This is a genomic window from Bacillus sp. URHA0034, assembly GCF_056280405.1.
The window spans coordinates 2,254,358-2,275,981 of sequence record NZ_JBWCDK010000002.1; the positions used below are offsets into that span (position 1 = coordinate 2,254,358).

12 protein-coding genes, 11 tRNA genes, 3 rRNA genes and 1 riboswitch are annotated in these 21,624 nt (G+C 43.5%); all 26 genes read right to left on the minus strand.

The genetic code is table 11. The features are described 5' to 3' along the window. Positions 1-151 precede the first annotated feature (151 nt). Positions 152-244: transfer RNA gene (locus tag ACZ9EE_RS12830), tRNA-Ser, on the minus strand. An 11-nt stretch (positions 245-255) separates the two neighbouring features. Continuing rightward, a tRNA-Ile gene (locus ACZ9EE_RS12835) sits at positions 256-329 on the minus strand. A gap of 35 nt (positions 330-364) precedes the next feature. Further along, positions 365-438 (minus strand) — tRNA-Met (locus tag ACZ9EE_RS12840). A 21-nt stretch (positions 439-459) separates the two neighbouring features. Further along, positions 460-532, minus strand: a tRNA-Ala gene (locus tag ACZ9EE_RS12845). A 108-nt stretch (positions 533-640) separates the two neighbouring features. After that, positions 641-729, minus strand: a tRNA-Leu gene (locus ACZ9EE_RS12850). Positions 730-734: 5 nt separating this feature from the next. Further along, positions 735-809: transfer RNA gene (locus tag ACZ9EE_RS12855), tRNA-Gly, on the minus strand. Between the two features lie 28 nt (positions 810-837). After that, positions 838-922: transfer RNA gene (locus ACZ9EE_RS12860), tRNA-Leu, on the minus strand. Positions 923-947: 25 nt separating this feature from the next. After that, positions 948-1,023 (minus strand) — tRNA-Lys (locus ACZ9EE_RS12865). A gap of 145 nt (positions 1,024-1,168) precedes the next feature. Continuing rightward, positions 1,169-1,241: transfer RNA gene (locus ACZ9EE_RS12870), tRNA-Thr, on the minus strand. A gap of 176 nt (positions 1,242-1,417) precedes the next feature. Further along, positions 1,418-1,490, minus strand: a tRNA-Val gene (locus tag ACZ9EE_RS12875). Positions 1,491-1,502: 12 nt separating this feature from the next. Further along, positions 1,503-1,577, minus strand: a tRNA-Glu gene (locus ACZ9EE_RS12880). A 43-nt stretch (positions 1,578-1,620) separates the two neighbouring features. Beyond that, positions 1,621-1,736 (minus strand): 5S ribosomal RNA (rrf, locus tag ACZ9EE_RS12885). A gap of 84 nt (positions 1,737-1,820) precedes the next feature. Then, a 23S ribosomal RNA gene (locus ACZ9EE_RS12890) occupies positions 1,821-4,755 on the minus strand. A gap of 194 nt (positions 4,756-4,949) precedes the next feature. Further along, a 16S ribosomal RNA gene (locus ACZ9EE_RS12895) occupies positions 4,950-6,499 on the minus strand. The 16S, 23S and 5S rRNA genes sit together here with 11 tRNA genes alongside, the layout of an rRNA operon. 951 nt (positions 6,500-7,450) lie before the next feature. After that, a complete protein-coding gene (locus ACZ9EE_RS12900; RefSeq protein ID WP_476027628.1) occupies positions 7,451-8,350 on the minus strand; it encodes an SDR family oxidoreductase in 900 nt (299 codons plus the stop codon). Positions 8,351-8,738: 388 nt separating this feature from the next. Further along, positions 8,739-9,185: a YaiI/YqxD family protein gene (locus ACZ9EE_RS12905; protein ID WP_476027630.1), complete on the minus strand. Its 447-nt coding sequence runs from the start codon at positions 9,183-9,185 to the stop codon at positions 8,739-8,741. A 248-nt stretch (positions 9,186-9,433) separates the two neighbouring features. After that, complete coding sequence (locus ACZ9EE_RS12910; RefSeq protein WP_476027632.1) at positions 9,434-10,633, minus strand: phosphoglycerate dehydrogenase; 1,200 nt, start codon at positions 10,631-10,633, stop codon at positions 9,434-9,436. A 147-nt stretch (positions 10,634-10,780) separates the two neighbouring features. Beyond that, positions 10,781-10,859: riboswitch (ZMP/ZTP riboswitch) on the minus strand. Positions 10,860-10,975: 116 nt separating this feature from the next. After that, positions 10,976-12,145, minus strand: coding sequence for a tryptophan synthase subunit beta (trpB, locus tag ACZ9EE_RS12915; RefSeq protein ID WP_476027634.1), 1,170 nt, complete (start codon positions 12,143-12,145; stop codon positions 10,976-10,978). Between the two features lie 164 nt (positions 12,146-12,309). Further along, on the minus strand, positions 12,310-13,548 hold the full coding sequence (fabF, locus tag ACZ9EE_RS12920; protein WP_476027637.1) for a beta-ketoacyl-ACP synthase II: 1,239 nt from the start codon (positions 13,546-13,548) through the stop codon (positions 12,310-12,312). Between the two features lie 223 nt (positions 13,549-13,771). Further along, positions 13,772-14,518 (minus strand): ABC transporter permease, encoded by a 747-nt coding sequence (locus ACZ9EE_RS12925; protein WP_476032944.1) that lies wholly within the window; start codon positions 14,516-14,518, stop codon positions 13,772-13,774. A gap of 93 nt (positions 14,519-14,611) precedes the next feature. Further along, the gene (locus ACZ9EE_RS12930) at positions 14,612-15,385 is read right to left on the minus strand and encodes an ABC transporter ATP-binding protein (RefSeq protein WP_476027639.1); all 774 of its coding nucleotides are present in this window, start codon (positions 15,383-15,385) and stop codon (positions 14,612-14,614) included. Positions 15,386-15,403: 18 nt separating this feature from the next. Continuing rightward, positions 15,404-16,429, minus strand: a complete 1,026-nt coding sequence (locus tag ACZ9EE_RS12935) for an ABC transporter substrate-binding protein (protein WP_476027641.1) — start codon at positions 16,427-16,429, stop codon at positions 15,404-15,406. Between the two features lie 13 nt (positions 16,430-16,442). Continuing rightward, on the minus strand, positions 16,443-17,900 hold the full coding sequence (locus ACZ9EE_RS12940; protein ID WP_476027643.1) for an aryl-sulfate sulfotransferase: 1,458 nt from the start codon (positions 17,898-17,900) through the stop codon (positions 16,443-16,445). A 348-nt stretch (positions 17,901-18,248) separates the two neighbouring features. Next, on the minus strand, positions 18,249-19,490 hold the full coding sequence (locus ACZ9EE_RS12945) for a multidrug effflux MFS transporter (protein WP_476027645.1): 1,242 nt from the start codon (positions 19,488-19,490) through the stop codon (positions 18,249-18,251). Between the two features lie 48 nt (positions 19,491-19,538). After that, complete coding sequence (locus tag ACZ9EE_RS12950; RefSeq protein ID WP_476027647.1) at positions 19,539-19,979, minus strand: MarR family winged helix-turn-helix transcriptional regulator; 441 nt, start codon at positions 19,977-19,979, stop codon at positions 19,539-19,541. A gap of 188 nt (positions 19,980-20,167) precedes the next feature. Further along, positions 20,168-21,619 carry a 4-hydroxyphenylacetate 3-monooxygenase, oxygenase component gene (gene hpaB, locus ACZ9EE_RS12955; RefSeq protein WP_476027649.1) on the minus strand — a complete coding sequence of 484 codons (1,452 nt, stop codon included), beginning with the start codon at positions 21,617-21,619 and terminating at the stop codon, positions 20,168-20,170. Positions 21,620-21,624: the final 5 nt, after the last annotated feature.

Genomic DNA, 21,624 nt, shown 5'->3' on the forward strand with positions numbered 1-21,624 from the left:
AAATTATAAAGTTTGGAAAATGCTCCATGTTTTGTTACTGACTGTCCCCATCTCAGAATGCCTATTCAAGCAGCAGCTCGATGGGTACAACTCGCAGTTTATTCCTAGAAGCAACGCTCGTTGCTCCACCCCGCGATAATAATATACTTTGTGGAGGAGGAAGAGGGATTCGAACCCCCGCGCGGTTTAACCCGCCTGTCGGTTTTCAAGACCGATCCCTTCAGCCAGACTTGGGTATTCCTCCGTTTAAAACAATGGACCCTGTAGGACTCGAACCTACGACCGGACGGTTATGAGCCGTCTGCTCTAACCAGCTGAGCTAAGGGTCCATTAACACTAATAGTAATATTAGCATTAATGTTTATAGCGGCGGAGGGGATCGAACCCCCGACCTTACGGGTATGAACCGTACGCTCTAGCCAGCTGAGCTACACCGCCATTTTTTTCAATAAATATAAATGGAGTCTAGGGGGATCGAACCCCTGACCTCCTGCGTGCAAAGCAGGCGCTCTCCCAGCTGAGCTAAGACCCCATGATTACTATTATTAACTTTCGTCTGGTCGGGAAGACAGGATTCGAACCTGCGACCCCTTGGTCCCAAACCAAGTGCTCTACCAAGCTGAGCTACGGGCTCATTAAATGGTGCCGAGGACCGGAATCGAACCGGTACGGTAGTCACCTACCGCAGGATTTTAAGTCCTGTGCGTCTGCCAGTTCCGCCACCCCGGCATATATGGAGCGGAAGACGGGATTCGAACCCGCGACCCCCACCTTGGCAAGGTGGTGTTCTACCACTGAACTACTTCCGCAAATATGCTAATTTTTTAATCATAAGCATGGTGCGGGTGAAGGGAGTCGAACCCCCACGCCTTGCGGCGCCAGATCCTAAGTCTGGTGCGTCTGCCAATTCCGCCACACCCGCAATATTTTGCTTTTGAAATAAACTATGGTGAGCCATGAAGGACTCGAACCTTCGACCCTCTGATTAAAAGTCAGATGCTCTACCAACTGAGCTAATGGCTCATACAAAGATGATTTTCTACAACTAATTTGTGGTAGGTCAGATGCTCAAAAGAACTTGCGTTCTTTCTCGCAGATTGCCCGCAGAAGCTGATTCACAGAAGTCTGCAATCTGCTCTACCAACTGAGCTAATGGCTCGTATTAAGGTGCCGGCGAGAGGACTTGAACCCCCAACCTACTGATTACAAGTCAGTTGCTCTACCAATTGAGCTACCCCGGCATATAGTAAGAAAAAATATATTAAATTCAAACACGCTGTCTTTGAAACCGTCATCTGACCTCAGAAAGATTATTCAAGTAGCAGCTCGGTCAGTATGCTGAAGCTTATTCAGGCAGCTTATTCGGTCTTGCTCTACCAATTGAGCTACCCCGGCATTAAGTAAAGAAAAATTATAGTGGAGGATGACGGGATCGAACCGCCGACCCTCTGCTTGTAAGGCAGATGCTCTCCCAGCTGAGCTAATCCTCCATATTTAAAAAATGGTGACCCGTACGGGATTCGAACCCGTGTTACCGCCGTGAAAGGGCGGTGTCTTAACCGCTTGACCAACGGGCCAACTGTAAAAAGTAAACAAAATAATAGCCCCAAAAGGGGCCTAGCCTGGCAACGTCCTACTCTCACAGGGACAAAGTCCCAACTACCATCGGCGCTGAGAAGCTTAACTTCCGTGTTCGGTATGGGAACGGGTGTGACCTTCTCGCCTTAATTACCAGACTATTTATTTAGAGAGTTCGTTCTCTCAAAACTAGATAATTTATAGAAGAAATTGGGTAAAAATGAGTTTATTCGCTTTAGACTATGGTTAAGTCCTCGATCGATTAGTATCAGTCAGCTCCACATGTCGCCACGCTTCCACCTCTGACCTATCAACCTGATCATCTTTCAGGGATCTTACTAGCTTGACGCTATGGGAAATCTCATCTTGAGGGGGGCTTCATGCTTAGATGCTTTCAGCACTTATCCCGTCCGCACATAGCTACCCAGCGATGCCTTTGGCAAGACAACTGGTACACCAGCGGTGCGTCCATCCCGGTCCTCTCGTACTAAGGACAGCTCCTCTCAAATTTCCTGCGCCCACGACGGATAGGGACCGAACTGTCTCACGACGTTCTGAACCCAGCTCGCGTACCGCTTTAATGGGCGAACAGCCCAACCCTTGGGACCGACTACAGCCCCAGGATGCGATGAGCCGACATCGAGGTGCCAAACCTCCCCGTCGATGTGGACTCTTGGGGGAGATAAGCCTGTTATCCCCGGGGTAGCTTTTATCCGTTGAGCGATGGCCCTTCCATGCGGAACCACCGGATCACTAAGCCCGACTTTCGTCCCTGCTCGACTTGTAGGTCTCGCAGTCAAGCTCCCTTGTGCCTTTACACTCTACGAATGATTTCCAACCATTCTGAGGGAACCTTTGGGCGCCTCCGTTACTCTTTAGGAGGCGACCGCCCCAGTCAAACTGCCCACCTGACACTGTCTCCCACCCCGATCAGGGGTGTGGGTTAGAATTTCAATACAGCCAGGGTAGTATCCCACCGACGCCTCCACCGAAGCTGGCGCTCCGGCTTCTCAGGCTCCTACCTATCCTGTACAAGCTGTACCAAAATTCAATATCAGGCTACAGTAAAGCTCCACGGGGTCTTTCCGTCCTGTCGCGGGTAACCTGCATCTTCACAGGTACTATAATTTCACCGAGTCTCTCGTTGAGACAGTGCCCAGATCGTTACGCCTTTCGTGCGGGTCGGAACTTACCCGACAAGGAATTTCGCTACCTTAGGACCGTTATAGTTACGGCCGCCGTTTACTGGGGCTTCGATTCAGAGCTTCGCGTGAGCTAACCCCTCCTCTTAACCTTCCAGCACCGGGCAGGCGTCAGCCCCTATACTTCGCCTTGCGGCTTCGCAGAGACCTGTGTTTTTGCTAAACAGTCGCCTGGGCCTATTCACTGCGGCTCTTCGAGGCTATGAACCCCAAAGAGCACCCCTTCTCCCGAAGTTACGGGGTCATTTTGCCGAGTTCCTTAACGAGAGTTCTCTCGCTCACCTTAGGATTCTCTCCTCGCCTACCTGTGTCGGTTTGCGGTACGGGCACCTTTTATCTCGCTAGAGGCTTTTCTTGGCAGTGTGGAATCAGGAACTTCGGTACTATATTTCCCTCGCTGTCACAGCTCAGCCTTTACGAGAAGCGGATTTTCCTGCTTCTCAGCCTAACTGCTTAGACGCACATATCCAACAGTGCGCTTACCCTATCCTCCTGCGTCCCCCCATCACTCAAACGATAAAGAGGTGGTACAGGAATATCAACCTGTTGTCCATCGCCTACGCCTTTCGGCCTCGGCTTAGGTCCCGACTAACCCTGAGCGGACGAGCCTTCCTCAGGAAACCTTAGGCATTCGGTGGATGAGATTCTCACTCATCTTTCGCTACTCATACCGGCATTCTCACTTCTAAGCGCTCCACCAGTCCTTACGGTCTAGCTTCAACGCCCTTAGAACGCTCTCCTACCACTGACACCAACGGTGTCAATCCACAGCTTCGGTGATACGTTTAGCCCCGGTACATTTTCGGCGCAGAGTCACTCGACCAGTGAGCTATTACGCACTCTTTAAATGGTGGCTGCTTCTAAGCCAACATCCTGGTTGTCTAAGCAACTCCACATCCTTTTCCACTTAACGTATACTTTGGGACCTTAGCTGGTGGTCTGGGCTGTTTCCCTTTTGACTACGGATCTTATCACTCGCAGTCTGACTCCCACGGATAAGTCTTTGGCATTCGGAGTTTGTCTGAATTCGGTAACCCGATGAGGGCCCCTAGTCCAAACAGTGCTCTACCTCCAAGACTCTAACTACGTGAGGCTAGCCCTAAAGCTATTTCGGAGAGAACCAGCTATCTCCAAGTTCGATTGGAATTTCTCCGCTACCCACACCTCATCCCCGCACTTTTCAACGTGCGTGGGTTCGGGCCTCCATCCAGTGTTACCTGGACTTCACCCTGGACATGGGTAGATCACCTGGTTTCGGGTCTACGACCACATACTAATTCGCCCTATTCAGACTCGCTTTCGCTGCGGCTCCGTCTCTTCAACTTAACCTTGCATGTAATCGTAACTCGCCGGTTCATTCTACAAAAGGCACGCTATCACCCATTAACGGGCTCTAACTACTTGTAGGCACACGGTTTCAGGAACTATTTCACTCCCCTTCCGGGGTGCTTTTCACCTTTCCCTCACGGTACTGGTACACTATCGGTCACTAGGGAGTATTTAGCCTTGGGAGATGGTCCTCCCTGCTTCCGACCGGATTTCACGTGTCCGGCCGTACTCAGGATCCACTCAGGAGGGAACGAAGTTTCAACTACAGGGCTTTTACCTTCTATGACGGGCCTTTCCAGACCGCTTCATCTACCCCGTTCCTTTGTAACTCCATGTTGAGTGTCCTACAACCCCAAGAGGCAAGCCTCTTGGTTTGGGCTAATCCCGTTTCGCTCGCCGCTACTTAGGGAATCGCGTTTGCTTTCTCTTCCTCCGGGTACTTAGATGTTTCAGTTCCCCGGGTCTGCCATCATTACCCTATGTATTCAGGTAAAGATACTGCTCCATTACGAGCAGTGGGTTTCCCCATTCGGAAATCTCCGGATCAAAGCTTACTTACAGCTCCCCGAAGCATATCGGTGTTAGTCCCGTCCTTCATCGGCTCCTAGTGCCAAGGCATTCACCGTGCGCCCTTTCTAACTTAACCTAAAAGGTTTTACTCTATTTAAATAGAGAGAAAAAACTAAAATGGCGATTTTACTCGGTTTTTACTTGGTTTCTTCTATACGATTATCTAGTTTTCAAAGAACGAATATACTCTTGAGAGATTGTACTCTCAAAACTAAACAAACAAAAAGCGGTCAACTTCTTATCAGTCCGTAAGGACTGCATTATCCTTAGAAAGGAGGTGATCCAGCCGCACCTTCCGATACGGCTACCTTGTTACGACTTCACCCCAATCATCTGTCCCACCTTAGGCGGCTGGCTCCTTACGGTTACCCCACCGACTTCGGGTGTTACAAACTCTCGTGGTGTGACGGGCGGTGTGTACAAGGCCCGGGAACGTATTCACCGCGGCATGCTGATCCGCGATTACTAGCGATTCCGGCTTCATGTAGGCGAGTTGCAGCCTACAATCCGAACTGAGAATGGTTTTATGGGATTGGCTAGGCCTCGCGGCTTTGCTGCCCTTTGTACCATCCATTGTAGCACGTGTGTAGCCCAGGTCATAAGGGGCATGATGATTTGACGTCATCCCCACCTTCCTCCGGTTTGTCACCGGCAGTCACCTTAGAGTGCCCAACTGAATGCTGGCAACTAAGATCAAGGGTTGCGCTCGTTGCGGGACTTAACCCAACATCTCACGACACGAGCTGACGACAACCATGCACCACCTGTCACTCTGTCCCCCGAAGGGGAAATTCCTATCTCTAGGAGTGTCAGAGGATGTCAAGACCTGGTAAGGTTCTTCGCGTTGCTTCGAATTAAACCACATGCTCCACCGCTTGTGCGGGCCCCCGTCAATTCCTTTGAGTTTCAGCCTTGCGGCCGTACTCCCCAGGCGGAGTGCTTAATGCGTTAGCTGCAGCACTAAAGGGCGGAAACCCTCTAACACTTAGCACTCATCGTTTACGGCGTGGACTACCAGGGTATCTAATCCTGTTTGCTCCCCACGCTTTCGCGCCTCAGCGTCAGTTACAGACCAGAAAGCCGCCTTCGCCACTGGTGTTCCTCCACATCTCTACGCATTTCACCGCTACACGTGGAATTCCGCTTTCCTCTTCTGCACTCAAGTCCCCCAGTTTCCAATGACCCTCCACGGTTGAGCCGTGGGCTTTCACATCAGACTTAAAGGACCGCCTGCGCGCGCTTTACGCCCAATAATTCCGGACAACGCTTGCCACCTACGTATTACCGCGGCTGCTGGCACGTAGTTAGCCGTGGCTTTCTGGTTAGGTACCGTCAAGGCACCGGCAGTTACTCCGGTACTTGTTCTTCCCTAACAACAGAGCTTTACGACCCGAAGGCCTTCATCGCTCACGCGGCGTTGCTCCATCAGACTTTCGTCCATTGTGGAAGATTCCCTACTGCTGCCTCCCGTAGGAGTCTGGGCCGTGTCTCAGTCCCAGTGTGGCCGATCACCCTCTCAGGTCGGCTACGCATCGTCGCCTTGGTGAGCCGTTACCTCACCAACTAGCTAATGCGCCGCGGGCCCATCTGTAAGTGTCAGCCGAAACCGACTTTCAGCTTTCCCTCATGAGAGGGAAAGGATTATCCGGTATTAGCACCGGTTTCCCGGTGTTATCCCAGTCTTACAGGCAGGTTGCCCACGTGTTACTCACCCGTCCGCCGCTAATCAACAGGAGCAAGCTCCTATTGATTCGCTCGACTTGCATGTATTAGGCACGCCGCCAGCGTTCGTCCTGAGCCAGGATCAAACTCTCCAAGAAAGTTGATTAGCTCATTTTGTTACGTTGGCTCATGTTCATCTTATATAATAGAAGAAACATGATAATTTATTGTTTGTTGACGTTTTTGTTTGTTTAGTTTTCAAAGAACAATACATCACTTTAATTAGCGACAGTGAAATCTATTATATTATTTCACTTGATAGAAGTCAACCTCTTTTTGAAATCAACCTTGCCGCTTCAGCGACAAATAATAATATAACAGATAATCAGTTTACTAGTCAACTTATTTTTGTAAAAAATTTTTAAACCTAAAGTAATACTCTAACTAAATCACAACACAATGCATTTTAGATTAATAATTATTAGACCAATATAACAGTACTGCAACAAAATGCATCATTTAATTACTGAAACAGATTTTCTCCCCACATTTTAATTCCCGAAAATTCCTCAAAAGATACAGACCAATTAGATTAAATTCCTAGTTGTGTTTTTTCACGCAAAACTTCCGATTGGCCCCGTTCTCATTGTGACAGGGCTCCTGACCTCACAAAACAATGTTAGATTTTCTTCCATTTATGCATTTTATCCCCTAGTCCACATATACCTTAACTCATAAACTTCAAATCATATGTGACAGACACAAGCGTGCCGTCCCGAGTATTATGAACTATTTTCGCAGCAACCACCTTCCATTAGTCGTTAAGGTGGACCGGCAAGGATTTTAATGTAGAGTGTAGATGGGGAAAAGAACGGACCTCTGGCTGAAACATCAGGAACTCCTGGGAATACGGTAGAACTTTGGTACTTGGGAAACTTTTAAATCATTTGACAAAATACTTCATCAGATAAAATGCTGCTATATAACTTTAATCAAAAAACAAAAACTATTATGTATAGATTTGGTCCAAAAAGCAACTCGGCTCCAAGCAGGAGCCGGCTTGCTTCAAATATGCGGGACTATTATTCACTTTTTATATTCGTGAATCTTTAAGGAGTCGGTTCGCCACCATTTGCATTTAATGTCTCACCAACAACGTAGCTGGATTCAGGGCTAGCGAGGTAGACATATGCAGGTGCCATCTCTGCCGGCTGACCGGGACGGCCGAGTGGCGTCTGCATCCCAAACTCCTTCAGCTTCGACTGCGGTTGTCCACCGCTGATTTGCAGTGGGGTCCACACAGGACCAGGTGCAACGGCATTTACTCTGATTCCCTTAGGCGCAACCTGTTGCGCTAGCGCCTTAGTGAAAGTATTGATTGCACTTTTGGTCGTAGCATAATCGAGCAGAATCGGTGACGGGCTGTACGCTTGGATGGAGCTCGTATTGATGATGGAGCTACCAGGTGGCATATGTTTGATTGCGGCCTTGCAGAGCCAAAACAGCGAGTAAACATTCGTCTTGAAGGTGGCGTCGAACTGCTCCGTCGTCAAATTGGAGATGTCCTCCACGAACTGCTGCATACCCGCAACATTGGCGAGAATGTCGAGCCCTCCAAGCTGACTCACAGCGGCTTGGACAAGTGATTTACAATACTCCTCGTCCTGCACGTCTCCAGGAACAGCCACAGCCTTACTTCCAGCTTCTTTGATAAGCTTGACCACTTCTTTAGCGTCTGGCTCCTCCTCTGGTAAGTAGGAGAGGACCACATCAGCCCCTTCTCTGGCAAAGGCGATGGCCACAGCCCGTCCGATGCCACTATCGGCTCCGGTTACGATTGCCTTGCGGTTTTTCAGACGGCCAGTTCCACGATAGGTTTTTTCCCCTGCGTCTGGCTTAGGCATCATTTCCTTTTCCAGTCCCGGTGGATTCTGCATCTGCTGAAATTCTGATCCTGCCTTTGTATACATCGTTGTTGGGTCCTGGATTGTATATTGGTCGTTACTCATTCTAGTATCCTCCTTTGGGTTATTGTGCAAATGTTTGATTTGCATAGGAACTACAGAATTAATTACCCTAGTTCATGCAGTTTTAACCTCAAAAGGGATTTTGGACAAATTTGTTTAGTAATTATCGAGTTTAGTTGTAGCTACCCCGTAAATTTCAATAACAACAATAACTATATACCAACCTTATGCCAGCCGGCATCTCCTAAAAAATGTTCACGGGTGACTGATTCTCCCAAATATTTACGGTAAGAAGTTCCATTCGTGGGAAAAAATGAAAATTTTCTCTTTGTTGAGGCTTCTGCACCATTCAACAAATCGTTCAGCTAAATGATTAAACTCATAAATAAAAATTGTATTGATTCTTCAACTCCAATGAATTTGTTCTTAGTTATAACAAACTAGTCAAAACCTCTTTAAAAAGCTTTCTAAATTGCTCGCGATCCTCTGCTGAAAACGGCTTGGGTCCCTTTGTTCGTTTGCCGCTTTTTCGAGCCATTGCACTAAAATAGCGTGTTTGCAATAATTGATCAATGTTCTCATTAGAATAACGAAAACCTTTATGGTGGAGGACTATATTTCCTTTTGCTAGACCTAGCGAAGCAAGACCATAATCTTGGGTAACAATAATGTCTCCTGCTTCTGTTAACTTCATAATCCGATAATCGGCAGCATCTGCTCCTGAATCAACATAAATGGTTTCCACTCCTGAAGGTTGTTCTGCATTAGAAAAATGAGAAAAGCTAGTCACAAGGATAACAGGAATATTTGCATTCCTTCCTTCAGAAATAACAATATCTTTTACAGGACAAGCATCTGCATCAACATAAATTTTCATCTGTATCTCTCCCGTAAAGAAGTTCGAATTAATAGTGATACTATTGATTAACGGAGCTTTTGTCAAACAATGTAAGCAAAGGGACGGTTCTCTTGCTTACAAAAACGCTAAGGTGCCGTACCCTGCCTGCCCCTGATTCCAATTACCCGAAAAGGTGGAAAACCCCTATAAAAAAAGGCATGTAGGAACAATATATCCCTACATGCCTTCTTAAAACCTATTTCAATACACTTATTTAAAAAGCAGCCTTAGATAACTCGGGCTGTGACAATTCCTTCAATTTGGCTGATCTTTTCCACCAATCCTGGAATCACTTCTCCGTTTACTTTATTTTCAATATCAATCATAGTGTAGGCAAATTCGCCGCGGCTTCTGTTCACCATGTCAGCAATATTTAAATTATAGCTGGAAATAGCTGAAGTAATCTGCCCAACCATATTTGGAATGTTGCGGTGGAAAGCTGCCACACGACGTTTTCCTGTGTATGGAAGTTCAGCGTTTGGAAAATTAACTGAGTTTTTGATGTTTCCCGTTTCTAAAAATTCCTTCACCTGACGCGCTGCCATAATCGCACAATTTTCCTCTGATTCGGCTGTGGAAGCACCAAGGTGCGGAATAGAAATTGTATTTTTCATTTTTAATACATTTTCATTCGGGAAGTCTGTAATATACTTGCCGACAACTCCCTCTTCCAATGCCACTGCCATATCTACTTCATTCACTAACTCACCACGTGAGAAATTTAAAATATGAACACCAGGCTTCATAATGCCGAAAGAATCTTTATTGAACATTCCTTTTGTATCATTGGTTAAAGGCACGTGAACCGTAATATAATCTGACTCAGCAAACAATTGTTCAATTGTCATGGCACGTTGTACATTTCGAGACAAGTTCCAAGCTGTATCAACAGAAATGAACGGGTCAAACCCAATAACATCCATATCTAAATCGAGAGCATCATTAGCTACAAGTGCACCAATAGCACCTAACCCGATAATACCAAGCGTTTTTCCTTTAATTTCTTTGCCGACAAATTGTTTCTTGCCTGCTTCAACAAGCTTTGGCACCTGATCGCCTTCGCCTTCTAACGTCTTTGTCCAAGCTACACCTGCAAAAAGGTTTCGAGATGAAGAAATCAATGAAGTTAATACCATCTCTTTGACCGCATTCGCATTGGCACCAGGTGTATTAAAAACAACGATTCCTTGCTCGGTACATTTGTCGACGGGAATATTATTGACACCAGCCCCGGCACGTGCAATTGCTTTTAGATTATCTCCGAACTCCAGTGAATGCATATTAAAACTGCGAACAACAATCGCATCAGGGTTTTCACTGTCATTATCAATTGTAAAATTCCCCTTATTAAATACCTTTAGCCCGCTTTCTGCGATGCTATTTAATGTTTTAATTGTCTTCACGTTGTCTACTACTAGTGTGCTCATTTGGTATACCTCTCTTTAGATAGGATAGTTTATGAAAACTTTGGAATTCTAAATTAACCTTACATTGTACAAAATTTCACAATAACAATACTATGGAAGACCGCCTCCTGATATACAGAAAGAGGTAAGGGAAAACTATTCTTCCCTTACCTCTGCCCAGGCGAACGGCTTCGACACTATATGCTCCCCCACGGTTATCCGTGTTTCGCCAGTTACACATAGTCTTTTTAATTTATTTGTATTTTAACAAATATTCTAATACTTTTCAATTGTAAAATAAACATCTTAAAAAATGTTTTATCTTTTACAAATGGGCAATGCCGACTATGGGCTTCAGTCAATTTATTTATTTTTCAACATAGCGAAAACCTGCTCTACATCCTTATCACCGCGTCCTGACAAATTCACAATCAGCACATCATCCGCAGTTAATTCTTTTGCTAGTTTCACAGCATAGGCGACTGCATGAGAGCTTTCTAGTGCTGGGATAATTCCTTCTGTCTTACTGAGTAATAGAAATGCATCTAAGGCTTCTTGTCCAGTGACCGTTACATACTCGCCTCTTCCACTAGTTTTTAAGTAGCTATGCTCTGGTCCTACACCAGGATAATCAAGCCCAGCGGCAATCGAGTAGGTTGGTTTCGGATCGCCCTTTTCATCTAATAACGTCAAACATTTAAAACCATGAATGACTGCCGGAACTCCTTCACTTAAGGTTGGCGCCTCCGCTGGTTCTACGCCAATAAGGCGAACCTCTTTTTCGTCAATATAGTGGGCAAATGCCCCAATGGCATTACTTCCCCCGCCTGCACAAGCAATGACTGCAGTTGGCAGTTTTCCTTCTTTTTCAAGGATCTGGCGTTTGGATTCTTCACTAATAATCGCCTGAAAATGTTTGACCATGGTTGGATATGGATGAGGCCCCACAGCAGAACCCAATAAATAAAAAGTATTTCTATAGTTTTGGACTAAATCTCCTAAAGCTTCATCAACAGCATCCTTTAGGCGGCCTTGCCCCTTCGAAACAGGAACAACCTTTGCACCAAGTAATTCCATCCGGAAAACATTCAGTGCTTGCCGCTCGGTGTCTAACTTGCCCATATAGATGACACATTCCATTCCAAACATTGCACATGCCGTTGCCGTTGCAACGCCATGCTGGCCTGCTCCTGTTTCCGCAATAATACGCTTAACACCCATCCGCTTGGCTAATAAAATTTGCCCGATCGCATTATTGATTTTATGCGCCCCTGTATGGTTCAGGTCTTCGCGCTTTAAGTAAATCTTTGCACCGCCTAATTTTTCGGTTAAATTTTCAGCGTAGGTTAAAGGATTTTCTCTGCCAATATACTCTCTCAAATAGTATTTATATTCTTCGATAAATTCGGGATCATTCTTATAGTGCAAAAACTGTTCTTCCAATACGTTCATTACGGTTTGCAAATCCTCTGGAACAAAGCTTCCTCCAAATTCACCAAAATATCCTTTATTTTCTACGCTAACTTTTTCCATGCTCTTCTCGTCTCCTTCTAATCTATGTTTCAGTTCAGTTAATACTGAATTTTCTAATTATTATTTTATCATTTTACACTATTCTAGCAACTGTTTTTATCTGGATATAATAACTTCAAAACATGAAAAGTACCTTTGAAAATTCCAAAGGTACTTTTTCATTATTATTTAGTAAATTTTTTAAAAATTAGTGTGGCATTATGTCCGCCAAAACCTAATGAATTTGATAGAACTACTTCTACATCCTTCTTCTTAGCTACATTAGGGACATAATCTAAGTCAAGTTGTTCATCGGGTGTTTCATAATTAATGGTTGGGGGGATGATACCTTCCTTGATGGCTAAAAGAGATAAAATCGCCTCAATTGCCCCAGTTGCCCCCAATAGGTGGCCTGTCATTGATTTTGTCGAACTGACCGAAAGCCTATAAGCATGTTCCTTGAACACTTCTTTAATCGCTAACGTTTCGTACAAATCATTATAATAAGTGGATGTCCCATGTGCATTGATATAGTCCACATGTTCCGGTGTGATACCAGCATCCGCCAAGGCTAATTTCATGGAGCGCTGGGCACCTTCGCCTTCTGGTGCAGGGGTGGTAATATGATGCGCATCCCCTGTAGCCCCATAGCCGAGTAGTTCTCCATAGATGTGAGCACCGCGGGCTAATGCATGCTCTAATTCTTCTAACACGACAACACCCGCACCCTCGCCAATAACAAAACCATCACGATTCTTGTCAAAAGGCCGGCTTGCTGCAGCTGGGTCTGGATTTTTCGAAAGAGCCGTCATGTTAGAAAAGCCAGCAACGGTCATCTCTGTGATTGTTGCTTCTGTTCCCCCGGCAATCATCATATCCACGTCGCCTTTTTGGATCACCCGGAATGCATCGCCAATAGAATTCGCACCAGATGCACAGGCGGTAACGGAACAATTGTTGATTCCTTTTGCGCCCAGTTCGATGGAAACTTGACCTGCCGCCATATCCGGGATAAACATTGGTATCGTAAATGGATTGACCCTTCTTTGGCCTTTTTCAATAAATTTCTTATGTTGTTCCTCAAACTCACCTAAACCGCCAATTCCTGAGCCAATCCAAACACCGACCCGTTCCGGATGAATATCCACACCGATTTGAATACCAGCATCCTGAACAGCCATTTTACTGGCGGCCACAGCAAACTGACTATAACGCCCCATTCTTCTTGCTTCTTTTCGATCCATAAATGCTTCTGGGGAAAAGTCTTTTACTTCAGCAGCAATTTTTACATCTACTTTTTCTATATCAAATAATGTTGCAGGTCCAATCCCTGAAACACCATTTTTTATGTTATCCCATGTCGTAAAAGCATCATTCCCCAACGGAGTGACTGCTCCAATACCTGTAATCACAACTCTATTCATTTAAACGTTCTCCCCCACCCGTTTCTGATTAAAATGTATCAAAAAATTCACTAATCCCTTCGTCCATCCCTTCTATTTTAACGAATAAAGGGGTGTTGGACAAATCGATTTGCAAACAAAGACAAACAAAGGGACGGTTCTCCTGCTTCTCGAAGCAGGAGAACCGTCCCCTTGTTTCCTTTTGGGGCTGCTAGATTTTATTTAAATCTTGAATGAAAGTTGATTATTTTTTTACAACATTATATCGTTTTAACGCGATTTTCCCAAATAAAGTAAGAACGCGATCCATAAAAAATCCCATTAAGCCAAGTATGACGAGGCCTACGAAGATCCAATCTGTTTTAAAGTAGAGTCTTGCATTCCAGATCATGTAGCCAATTCCCTCATTCGCTGCCACCATTTCGGCTCCGACGATGGCCATGAAAGAGGAGCCCATGGCTAGTTTCGCTCCAGTAAAGATATAAGGAAGGGATGCGGGAATAATAACATGGAACATGATTTGGACTTCTGAAGCCCCCATACTTCTAGCAGAACGAATTTTATCTTCCTCGACAAACAGTACACCAGTAATAGTATTGATGATTACAATAAAGAAGGTTGCATACATGATCAAAAAGATTTTCGATTGCTCTCCAATTCCGAACCAAAGCATGAATAAGGTAATAAAGGCAAGGGGTGGAATAAAGCGAACAAAATTAATAATCGGATCAAGCAGTACTCTAAGAAATGTGAATCGGCCAATCAATAGACCAATCGGGATAGCAATCAAATTCCCGAGCGTCCAGCCAATAATCACCCTCAAAAAGCTCGCGCCCATGTATGTGAATAATGAGCCATCCTTACTAAGATCCATCGCCCCTTGCCAAACAACTAATGGGCTGGGCAAAAACTGGGGATCAGAAAAAGCCGCAGCAATGCTCCATATCAAGATAACCAAAATCCAGCCTAACATGCCACTCTTTAAGATCATTTTCAAAAAGGAAAACTGTAATCGAATTTTCGGCAGGGAAGCTTGATCTTTTTTTAATTCATTTCTCTGTGTGTACACTACTGTCCCCTCCTATTAATCAAAATGTGATTGGATCTGTTGATAAAGATGATGAAATTCTCTATCTGTGAAATTTCTTGGATAGGCTAAAGGAATTTCATAGATAGTAGAAATATTAGATGATGGACCAACAGACATTACGCCAACTCTTTGACCAAGTAAAAGGGCTTCTTGAATGTCATGGGTGACAAAGATAATCGTTTTATTCGTTTCCTTCCAAATCCTTACCAATTCTTGCTGCATTGTTCGGCGGGTCATTGCATCCAGGGCGCCAAAGGGTTCATCCATAAGAAGAATATCAGGGTCATTGGCTAAGACCCGCGCTAATTGGACCCGCTGTTTCATTCCTCCTGAAAGTTCCTTTGGAAATTTTCCTTCATGCCCCTTTAAGCCAACAAGTTCAATAAAGGAGGCAGACTTTTCCTCACGGATCGATTTTGGAACTCTCTCCATTTTTAACCCGAACTCTACGTTTTCTTTAACGGTTAACCACGGAAAAAGAGCAGAATCCGCTTGCTGAAAGACAACGCCTCGATTTCTTCCGGGCTTATGGACTCTTTCATTATCTACTAAAACTTCTCCAGCGGAATTTTTGATAAATCCGGCAATGATGCTTAGCAGTGTTGACTTCCCACAGCCGCTCGGACCTAACAGGATATAAAATTCACCGCGTTTAATGGTTAAATGAACATTCTCTAAAATATAAGTAGAATTGCCATTAAACGATTGAGATAATCCAGAAATGGAGATCACTGAGGGTTTTTCGATTTCTTTAAGGGCTGTGTTCATAAGGTCCCCTCCCTTTTCCTAATAGGTAACTGATTCAGGCAATGCCTTTTTAAGCGGATCCAAACTCAATTTATCTTCCAAACTAAAAGACTTGCTCACTATCCCTTTTTCCTCCATCCATTTTTTCATTTCCTCTAGATGGTTAGCATCTTCTTTGGTAAAGCCAAGTACATAATTATTTCTATCAAGATCCTTTAATACACCATCCTCTGGCAGTTTCAATTGTTCAAAGGCCAGCTTTGCTGTTTCCTCTTTATGATTTTGGACATATTGGACCCCTTCGTTTAGAGCTTTTAATGCATTTTGAACCGCTTTAGGGTTCTCTTCAACCAATGATTTTTTGGCAAGAAGGTAACTATCAATCGTCACACCTGCCCCAGTTAAGTCATCAATTTGATGGACGCCTTCAATACTTTTAAATTTTTCTAAAAGGGCACCGCTCACCCAAACCGCGTCAATATCTCCTTTTTTCACCCCTACAATGGCTTCATCCGGCGTGCTGTAAGGAACATAGGTGACATCTTTTTCACTTATATCATGGGCTTTTAGATACTGCGCCCAAACGTATTCATTAACCGTCCCTTTATTGACTCCTATTTTCTTACCTTTTAAATCAGCCGCGCTTTTAATCTTTCCATTCGCAAGCAGTTGATTGGCCTTTGAGGTCTTATCATTTCCTCTCGTAAGCGTAGCTACTATAACCAAATCTCCTTTTGTCAATGAATTAATGGCAACATAATCAGCGGCAATCCCCGTATCTGCCTGTTCTGTTATAACGGCATTGATCGTGTCTACACCCATCGCAAAATTTGAGAGCTTAGCATCAATTTTTTGTTCTTTAAAAAATCCTTGCTTATCTGCCTGCCTAAATTGAAGCGAGCCGCCTGCCGCTGTATCAATCGCCATTCGAATGATATTTTTCTCACTTCCGGCTGCCTTTGCACTCCCCGAACTTTCTTTCGAGGAGTTAGAGCAACCAACTATTAGTAAACTACTAACTAGCGATATTAGAATAATGGAAGATTTTAACTTTTTCATTTTCATTATTAGCATCCCCTTAGCTCTTTTCTGATTGGCGTATAATGGTTTCATCTATTCTTGCCACGCAAAGTGCTCCTTCTTCATAGGATACTTCAGTTCCTGCCACCGCAACGACTGAATCGGTACCGGTACCTGCCGCATTAGGTACTCTAAATGATGCCACATCGAGAGGCACAATCTCTTTTTCCTCCGGTCTTTCAAGCTGTGGTACCCATTCATATGGAAGACGGTAAGAACGATAGACCATATTTGAGTTTCGAGCGTTTTTATAGGGGGAGATATATTCCCATACAAGTTCATGTTCGCGTGTTACCTCAAATATTCTGCCGTCTGCTCCTTCAGTTATCAGCGTGTTTCCATTAGGCAGCCTTTGGGCTGAACTGATATACGGGCTGTAAAACCGGTACGAATCCAATGGAGCTTGGAATCCAGCCTCCGTAGGGGTATATTGCCATTCGATTTCAAGCGTAACCGGATTGATTTCTAAAATTCTTGAGTGATCTCGAACCGCATTTTTTATACCATAAGGAGATGCAGGATTAGGATTGCCATAACCGCCCCAGCCGCCATTATCAAATACGAGGAGATTCCCTTCACCAGGCAGACCTTTTGGAATGATATGGGCATGGTGCTGTCCGATAATCCATTCGATATTCTTTACATCTGGAGTTGAATAATCAGGGCCAAGCTTCCAAACGATTTTTCCTGATTTTTTATCGATAATTGCAATGATATTCGATTCCCGGGCATCCCAGATAATATTATCTGGATGGAAGCGCTCGTCTCCCTGATCGTAAAATTTATTAGGCCCAATGGTGGACATGGAGTTGATATGCATCCAATCTCCATCGGAATTGTTCCCGAAGCCTCTTAAATTTGGATCACGGAAGAGAACATTTTTCGCACTTTCATCAAATCCAAGCTCGTCAAAATGATCACTTACGGCCCATTCCCATAGGATATTTCCTTCCCAATCGACCTCGACAATAATGTCATCTAGAAGTGGCTTGTCAGAGATTTCCGGCTTATGGACATTTCTGTGAGCCAAGATGAGCGTCTTTCCGCTCTCTACCTTCGATTCTAATCCGGGAGCATAGTAGCCGACAGGATTACCTTCGCGCTGGTAATCATGATGGGCTCTCGCCATCCATTCGGGTTCATGACCTGGGTCTTCTATGTATTCGAGCCGGTCAAATTTCCAGACAATGTTACCATCCCAATCGACTTGTACCAAATCAGCTTCATCTTGAAAACTATATTTAGGATCCCTTTGTTTCGTATGGCCCAAAACATACCCGCCTGGCAGCATCTTATTAGGAAAACCGCGAAGACCTTTCCACAAGTGGACTTCCTTTCCATTCATATCAATTAATAAGGCACCATGATCGGCTGCTTGAAAAATCGTATAGCCGCTCCAGGCTTTTTGAGGATTAAAAACGGTTGCTCCTGTTGGATAAATAGATGGATGACCCATATTAAACACTCCTTGTTTTTTAGTTTAATAAATTAAAAGGATATAGAAATGATTAGGAAACGATCATTTCTATATCCTTTGGTTGACCAATTGGATAGGGTTGCTATTTAACTAGTTAATTTTCCACAAGACTCCTCCTGTTTTTCGAAATAAAAAAGGATACAGAAATGATGAAAAGAATCATCTCCGTATCCTTTGGTTGACCAATCGGATCTTACTTTTAAAATTTTCAAAATGTTTTATTATTTGCAGTTTAATATAATTAATCCTATTAATCAAGTAGGTTTAATGAACTTTATTTTTTTTTTTGAAATACGGGAAGGATTTAATCGTCCAAATGCCACATTCCTACGCTTTTTCATAACCTCGTTTATAACTTCGAACCAACAATAGATAGCAGATAAGCGCACACACAGCGCAAAATGTAATGACTAGTCCCATTGGAGTTGCTGTGCTGCTGCCCCCAATTCCAACTAAAGGGGTTGCAATTGCACCAAGCCCCATCTGTGCCAAGCCAGTTAGTGCGGAAGCGCTGCCTGCCTGTTTACCCTGTCTCTCCATCGCTAAAGATGTACTCGGAGGGCCAATTAGACCTACGCACGAAACAACTATGAAAAGCGGAGGAAGTAACCCGATTAACCCTGCCTCAACCTGAATCAGCATTAGCAAAATTAAGCTTCCAAGACCAGCAATTATCAACCCGCTGACAAGTATCTTCTTTTCACCGTATCGTTGACATAGTTTAGAACTAAGTTGTGATGCAAGAATGATTCCAATACTGTTAATGGCAAAAATAGCACTATAAGCCTGTGGTGAAATACCATAAAATTTCTGTAACACAAATGGTGACCCAGAGATATACGCAAACATAGCGGCCATTACAAAACCTTGAGACAACACGTATCCCATAAATACCCGGTCTTTTATAAGAGTTTGCATAGAAGAAAGAGTCTGCTTAATTCCTCCAGTCTGCCGTTTTTCCAGCGGTAAACTTTCTGGTAATCTATAGATTACTCCCACCAGTAGACCTATACCTAAAATACCAAGGATTAAAAAAATACCTTGCCAAGATGTAAGACGGAGCAGCTGCCCTCCTATAATAGGTGCAACAATCGGTGCAATACCATTAACTAACATTAATAGAGCAAAAAATTTGGTCATCTTGTTCCCCGTGTAATGGTCACGTACAATGGCACGTGAAATAACAAGTCCAACTGAACCAGCAAGACCCTGAATTAACCGTAAAACAATCAGAACCACAATGGAGGACGTAAATGCACACAATAGTGACGAGACAATAAAGATGATCATCCCGATAATAAGCGGCGTTCGGCGGCCGCGAGCATCACTAATTGGTCCTGCAATTAATTGGCCAAATGCGAGTCCCAGTAAACAGAACATAAGACTTAATTGTGCTAAAGACGTACTAGTGTGTAAATCTGAAGTTAAAGTAGGTAAAGCTGGAAGGTACATATCCATGGAAAATGGAGCAAGTGCAGATAAAAAACCTAATATGATAACAATCCCAATTTGTTTTTCACTTTTAGTACTAATTCTTTCGGCTAATTTATTCTCCGTTTTCAAATTCATTTTTTCCTCCAGGTTTACTACAGCATTATATTAATCAATCAAAAATATCTACTCTAAATTTTTTATGATCTGCTTTAATACATGTAGACAAATGTCTATTTCATTCTGACTTATACCATTTGTAGCATGCTGCACATTATTGAAAGCTTCTCTATTTAATTTTTTCTCTAATTCCTTTCCATCTGAAGTTAAGTAAATTAAATTCGTACGTCGATCGGTTGGATGGGGAACCCGTTTAACCAGTCCTCTTTTGATCATATTGTCGATCAGCCTGCAAACACTTGGATTATCCTTTTTGGTTTTTATACATAATTCATGTTGTGATAGTCCATCCTCTGTCCATAGATGTATTAAAATAGTCCATTGCTCGAATGTAACTGGATAATGATTCGCTTTAAATCTTTGATTTAAACGATTGCTCATTAGTCGTGATGCTTCTGCAAGCTGATGCCCAATTGATTCGGATAAAGTATATTCAGAAAACTCCATAAATTCACCCCCATCACATTATAAAGAAAACTAATTGTTTGAACAATATATGTTTATTTAATATTTGTTTAAACACATATTTTTTTAGAAGGAAGGTCGTTTAGCGAGCAGTTTTTGTCATCTAACAATATCCAATAAAAGAAACAAGTCGTGCCATTCCATTTGTTTAACACGGCTTGTTTCTTTTTTCACTCTATATTATTTAGATTTAAGAATTCGCTTATCTTTTTTACATGATTATCTTTTAGATAAGTACTATACAAGCTGCTGGATAAGCGGATAGGATCACCAAAAAAGTAACGTTCATATTGGGTTTGTCTTGTACCAAATGAACTCATGGTAAGATCCCATGCCAAGCGGAATACCTTAACTCGTTCCTCAGCATTCATACATTGCGCCTGTAAATATTGATCTAGGTCTGCCCTAATTTCCGAATCAAAGGATTTCTCGGTTGGTAATGAGACCATTCCACTAGCCCCGATTATTTGTACAATTTCAATGAAACGAGGATAAATTTTAGGAAAGACGTTACACGCGACCTGTAGCGGAACCATACTAGAGCGCATAAAGCCCCACTCATCCAGCTCTGCATCGTTTTCTGACTTCTCTACTAATGCTTTCATCGTTTCAAGACCTATGATGATCTCAGAAATTTTTTCTTGGATATGTTGATATTCACTAACATTTATTGTTTTGACAAGAAGTTGGGCAACACCGAGAATAAACTCTGTTTTGATGATTTGTCTGGTCACTACTTGATGGTAGGCAAAGGTGTGAAAGGAGCTTCGGCTCATGAAATCAGTTGCTGCTTCCACATTATCGTAATAAAATACCCGCTCCCATGGTACGACTACATTATCAAAGACAACAATTGAATCCATCTCCTCATATCTTGAACTAAGGGGATGATTAAAAGCGGATTCTCCTCCCACAAATGATTCTCTGCAAATGAATTTTAATCCTTTTGTATTGGAAGGGATGGAAAAGGCAAAGGCTTCATCGGGGTCTAGAAATAATCTAGGAGCGGTAATAACCAGGACTTCATCTGTTAAGCCCCCTTGAGTCGCAAGCAGACGAGCCCCTTTTATTACGATTCCTTGTTCATTTCTTTCAATAACCTTAGCTGAGATGGGCTGATCAGAAAGTTCCAAATATCCCTCGGAACGGTTCACCTGAGGTGTAATAAATGTATGGGTAAACGAGAGGTCTTGTTCCATCGCTCTTTCATATAAGGCTTGAATATTTTCAGGAAAACAATTTTCTTTGTCTTTTAGCAGGCTGGCAGAGGCGGCAAAGCTCATTACAGCTGTATTCATATAGTCGGGGCTTCTTCCCATCATTCCATTGGTGAATCGTGCCCAGTGTTCGATCATCTTCCTTCTTCTTTTTAAATCCTCTTTTGTTTTTGGCTGCAAATAGGATAATCCTATTCGTTCTTCTTTATTTGGTAAAAGGAATGTCATTTCCTCTTTTAGTTCGGGATCATTTTGTAAATCATACAAGGAGGCCTTTGCTTTAAGAATCCCTTTAAAGGCAGGATGCTCCGAAATTCCCCCCTTGATTTTTGCACCGTCATACCAAATTTCATTTTCCAGCTTATTTAATCGTTCAATAAAATCCTTTCCGTTAATAGTCCCCATTTTCT

Bases quoted from the DNA above. Each gene is read 5' to 3' on its own strand.
- ACZ9EE_RS12950 (WP_476027647.1), bottom strand. From the start codon at position 19,979: ATGGAGTTTTCTGAATATACTTTATCCGAATCAATTGGGCATCAGCTT.
- ACZ9EE_RS12940 (WP_476027643.1), bottom strand. From the start codon at position 17,900: ATGGGTCATCCATCTATTTATCCAACAGGAGCAACCGTTTTTAATCCT.
- ACZ9EE_RS12910 (WP_476027632.1), bottom strand. From the start codon at position 10,633: ATGAGCACACTAGTAGTAGACAACGTGAAGACAATTAAAACATTAAAT.
- ACZ9EE_RS12945 (WP_476027645.1), bottom strand. From the start codon at position 19,490: ATGAATTTGAAAACGGAGAATAAATTAGCCGAAAGAATTAGTACTAAA.
- fabF (WP_476027637.1), bottom strand. From the start codon at position 13,548: ATGAATAGAGTTGTGATTACAGGTATTGGAGCAGTCACTCCGTTGGGG.
- ACZ9EE_RS12925 (WP_476032944.1), bottom strand. From the start codon at position 14,518: ATGATCTTAAAGAGTGGCATGTTAGGCTGGATTTTGGTTATCTTGATA.
- ACZ9EE_RS12930 (WP_476027639.1), bottom strand. From the start codon at position 15,385: ATGAACACAGCCCTTAAAGAAATCGAAAAACCCTCAGTGATCTCCATT.
- ACZ9EE_RS12900 (WP_476027628.1), bottom strand. From the start codon at position 8,350: ATGAGTAACGACCAATATACAATCCAGGACCCAACAACGATGTATACA.
- ACZ9EE_RS12905 (WP_476027630.1), bottom strand. From the start codon at position 9,185: ATGAAAATTTATGTTGATGCAGATGCTTGTCCTGTAAAAGATATTGTT.
- hpaB (WP_476027649.1), bottom strand. From the start codon at position 21,619: ATGGGGACTATTAACGGAAAGGATTTTATTGAACGATTAAATAAGCTG.
- trpB (WP_476027634.1), bottom strand. From the start codon at position 12,145: ATGGAAAAAGTTAGCGTAGAAAATAAAGGATATTTTGGTGAATTTGGA.
- ACZ9EE_RS12935 (WP_476027641.1), bottom strand. From the start codon at position 16,429: ATGAAAATGAAAAAGTTAAAATCTTCCATTATTCTAATATCGCTAGTT.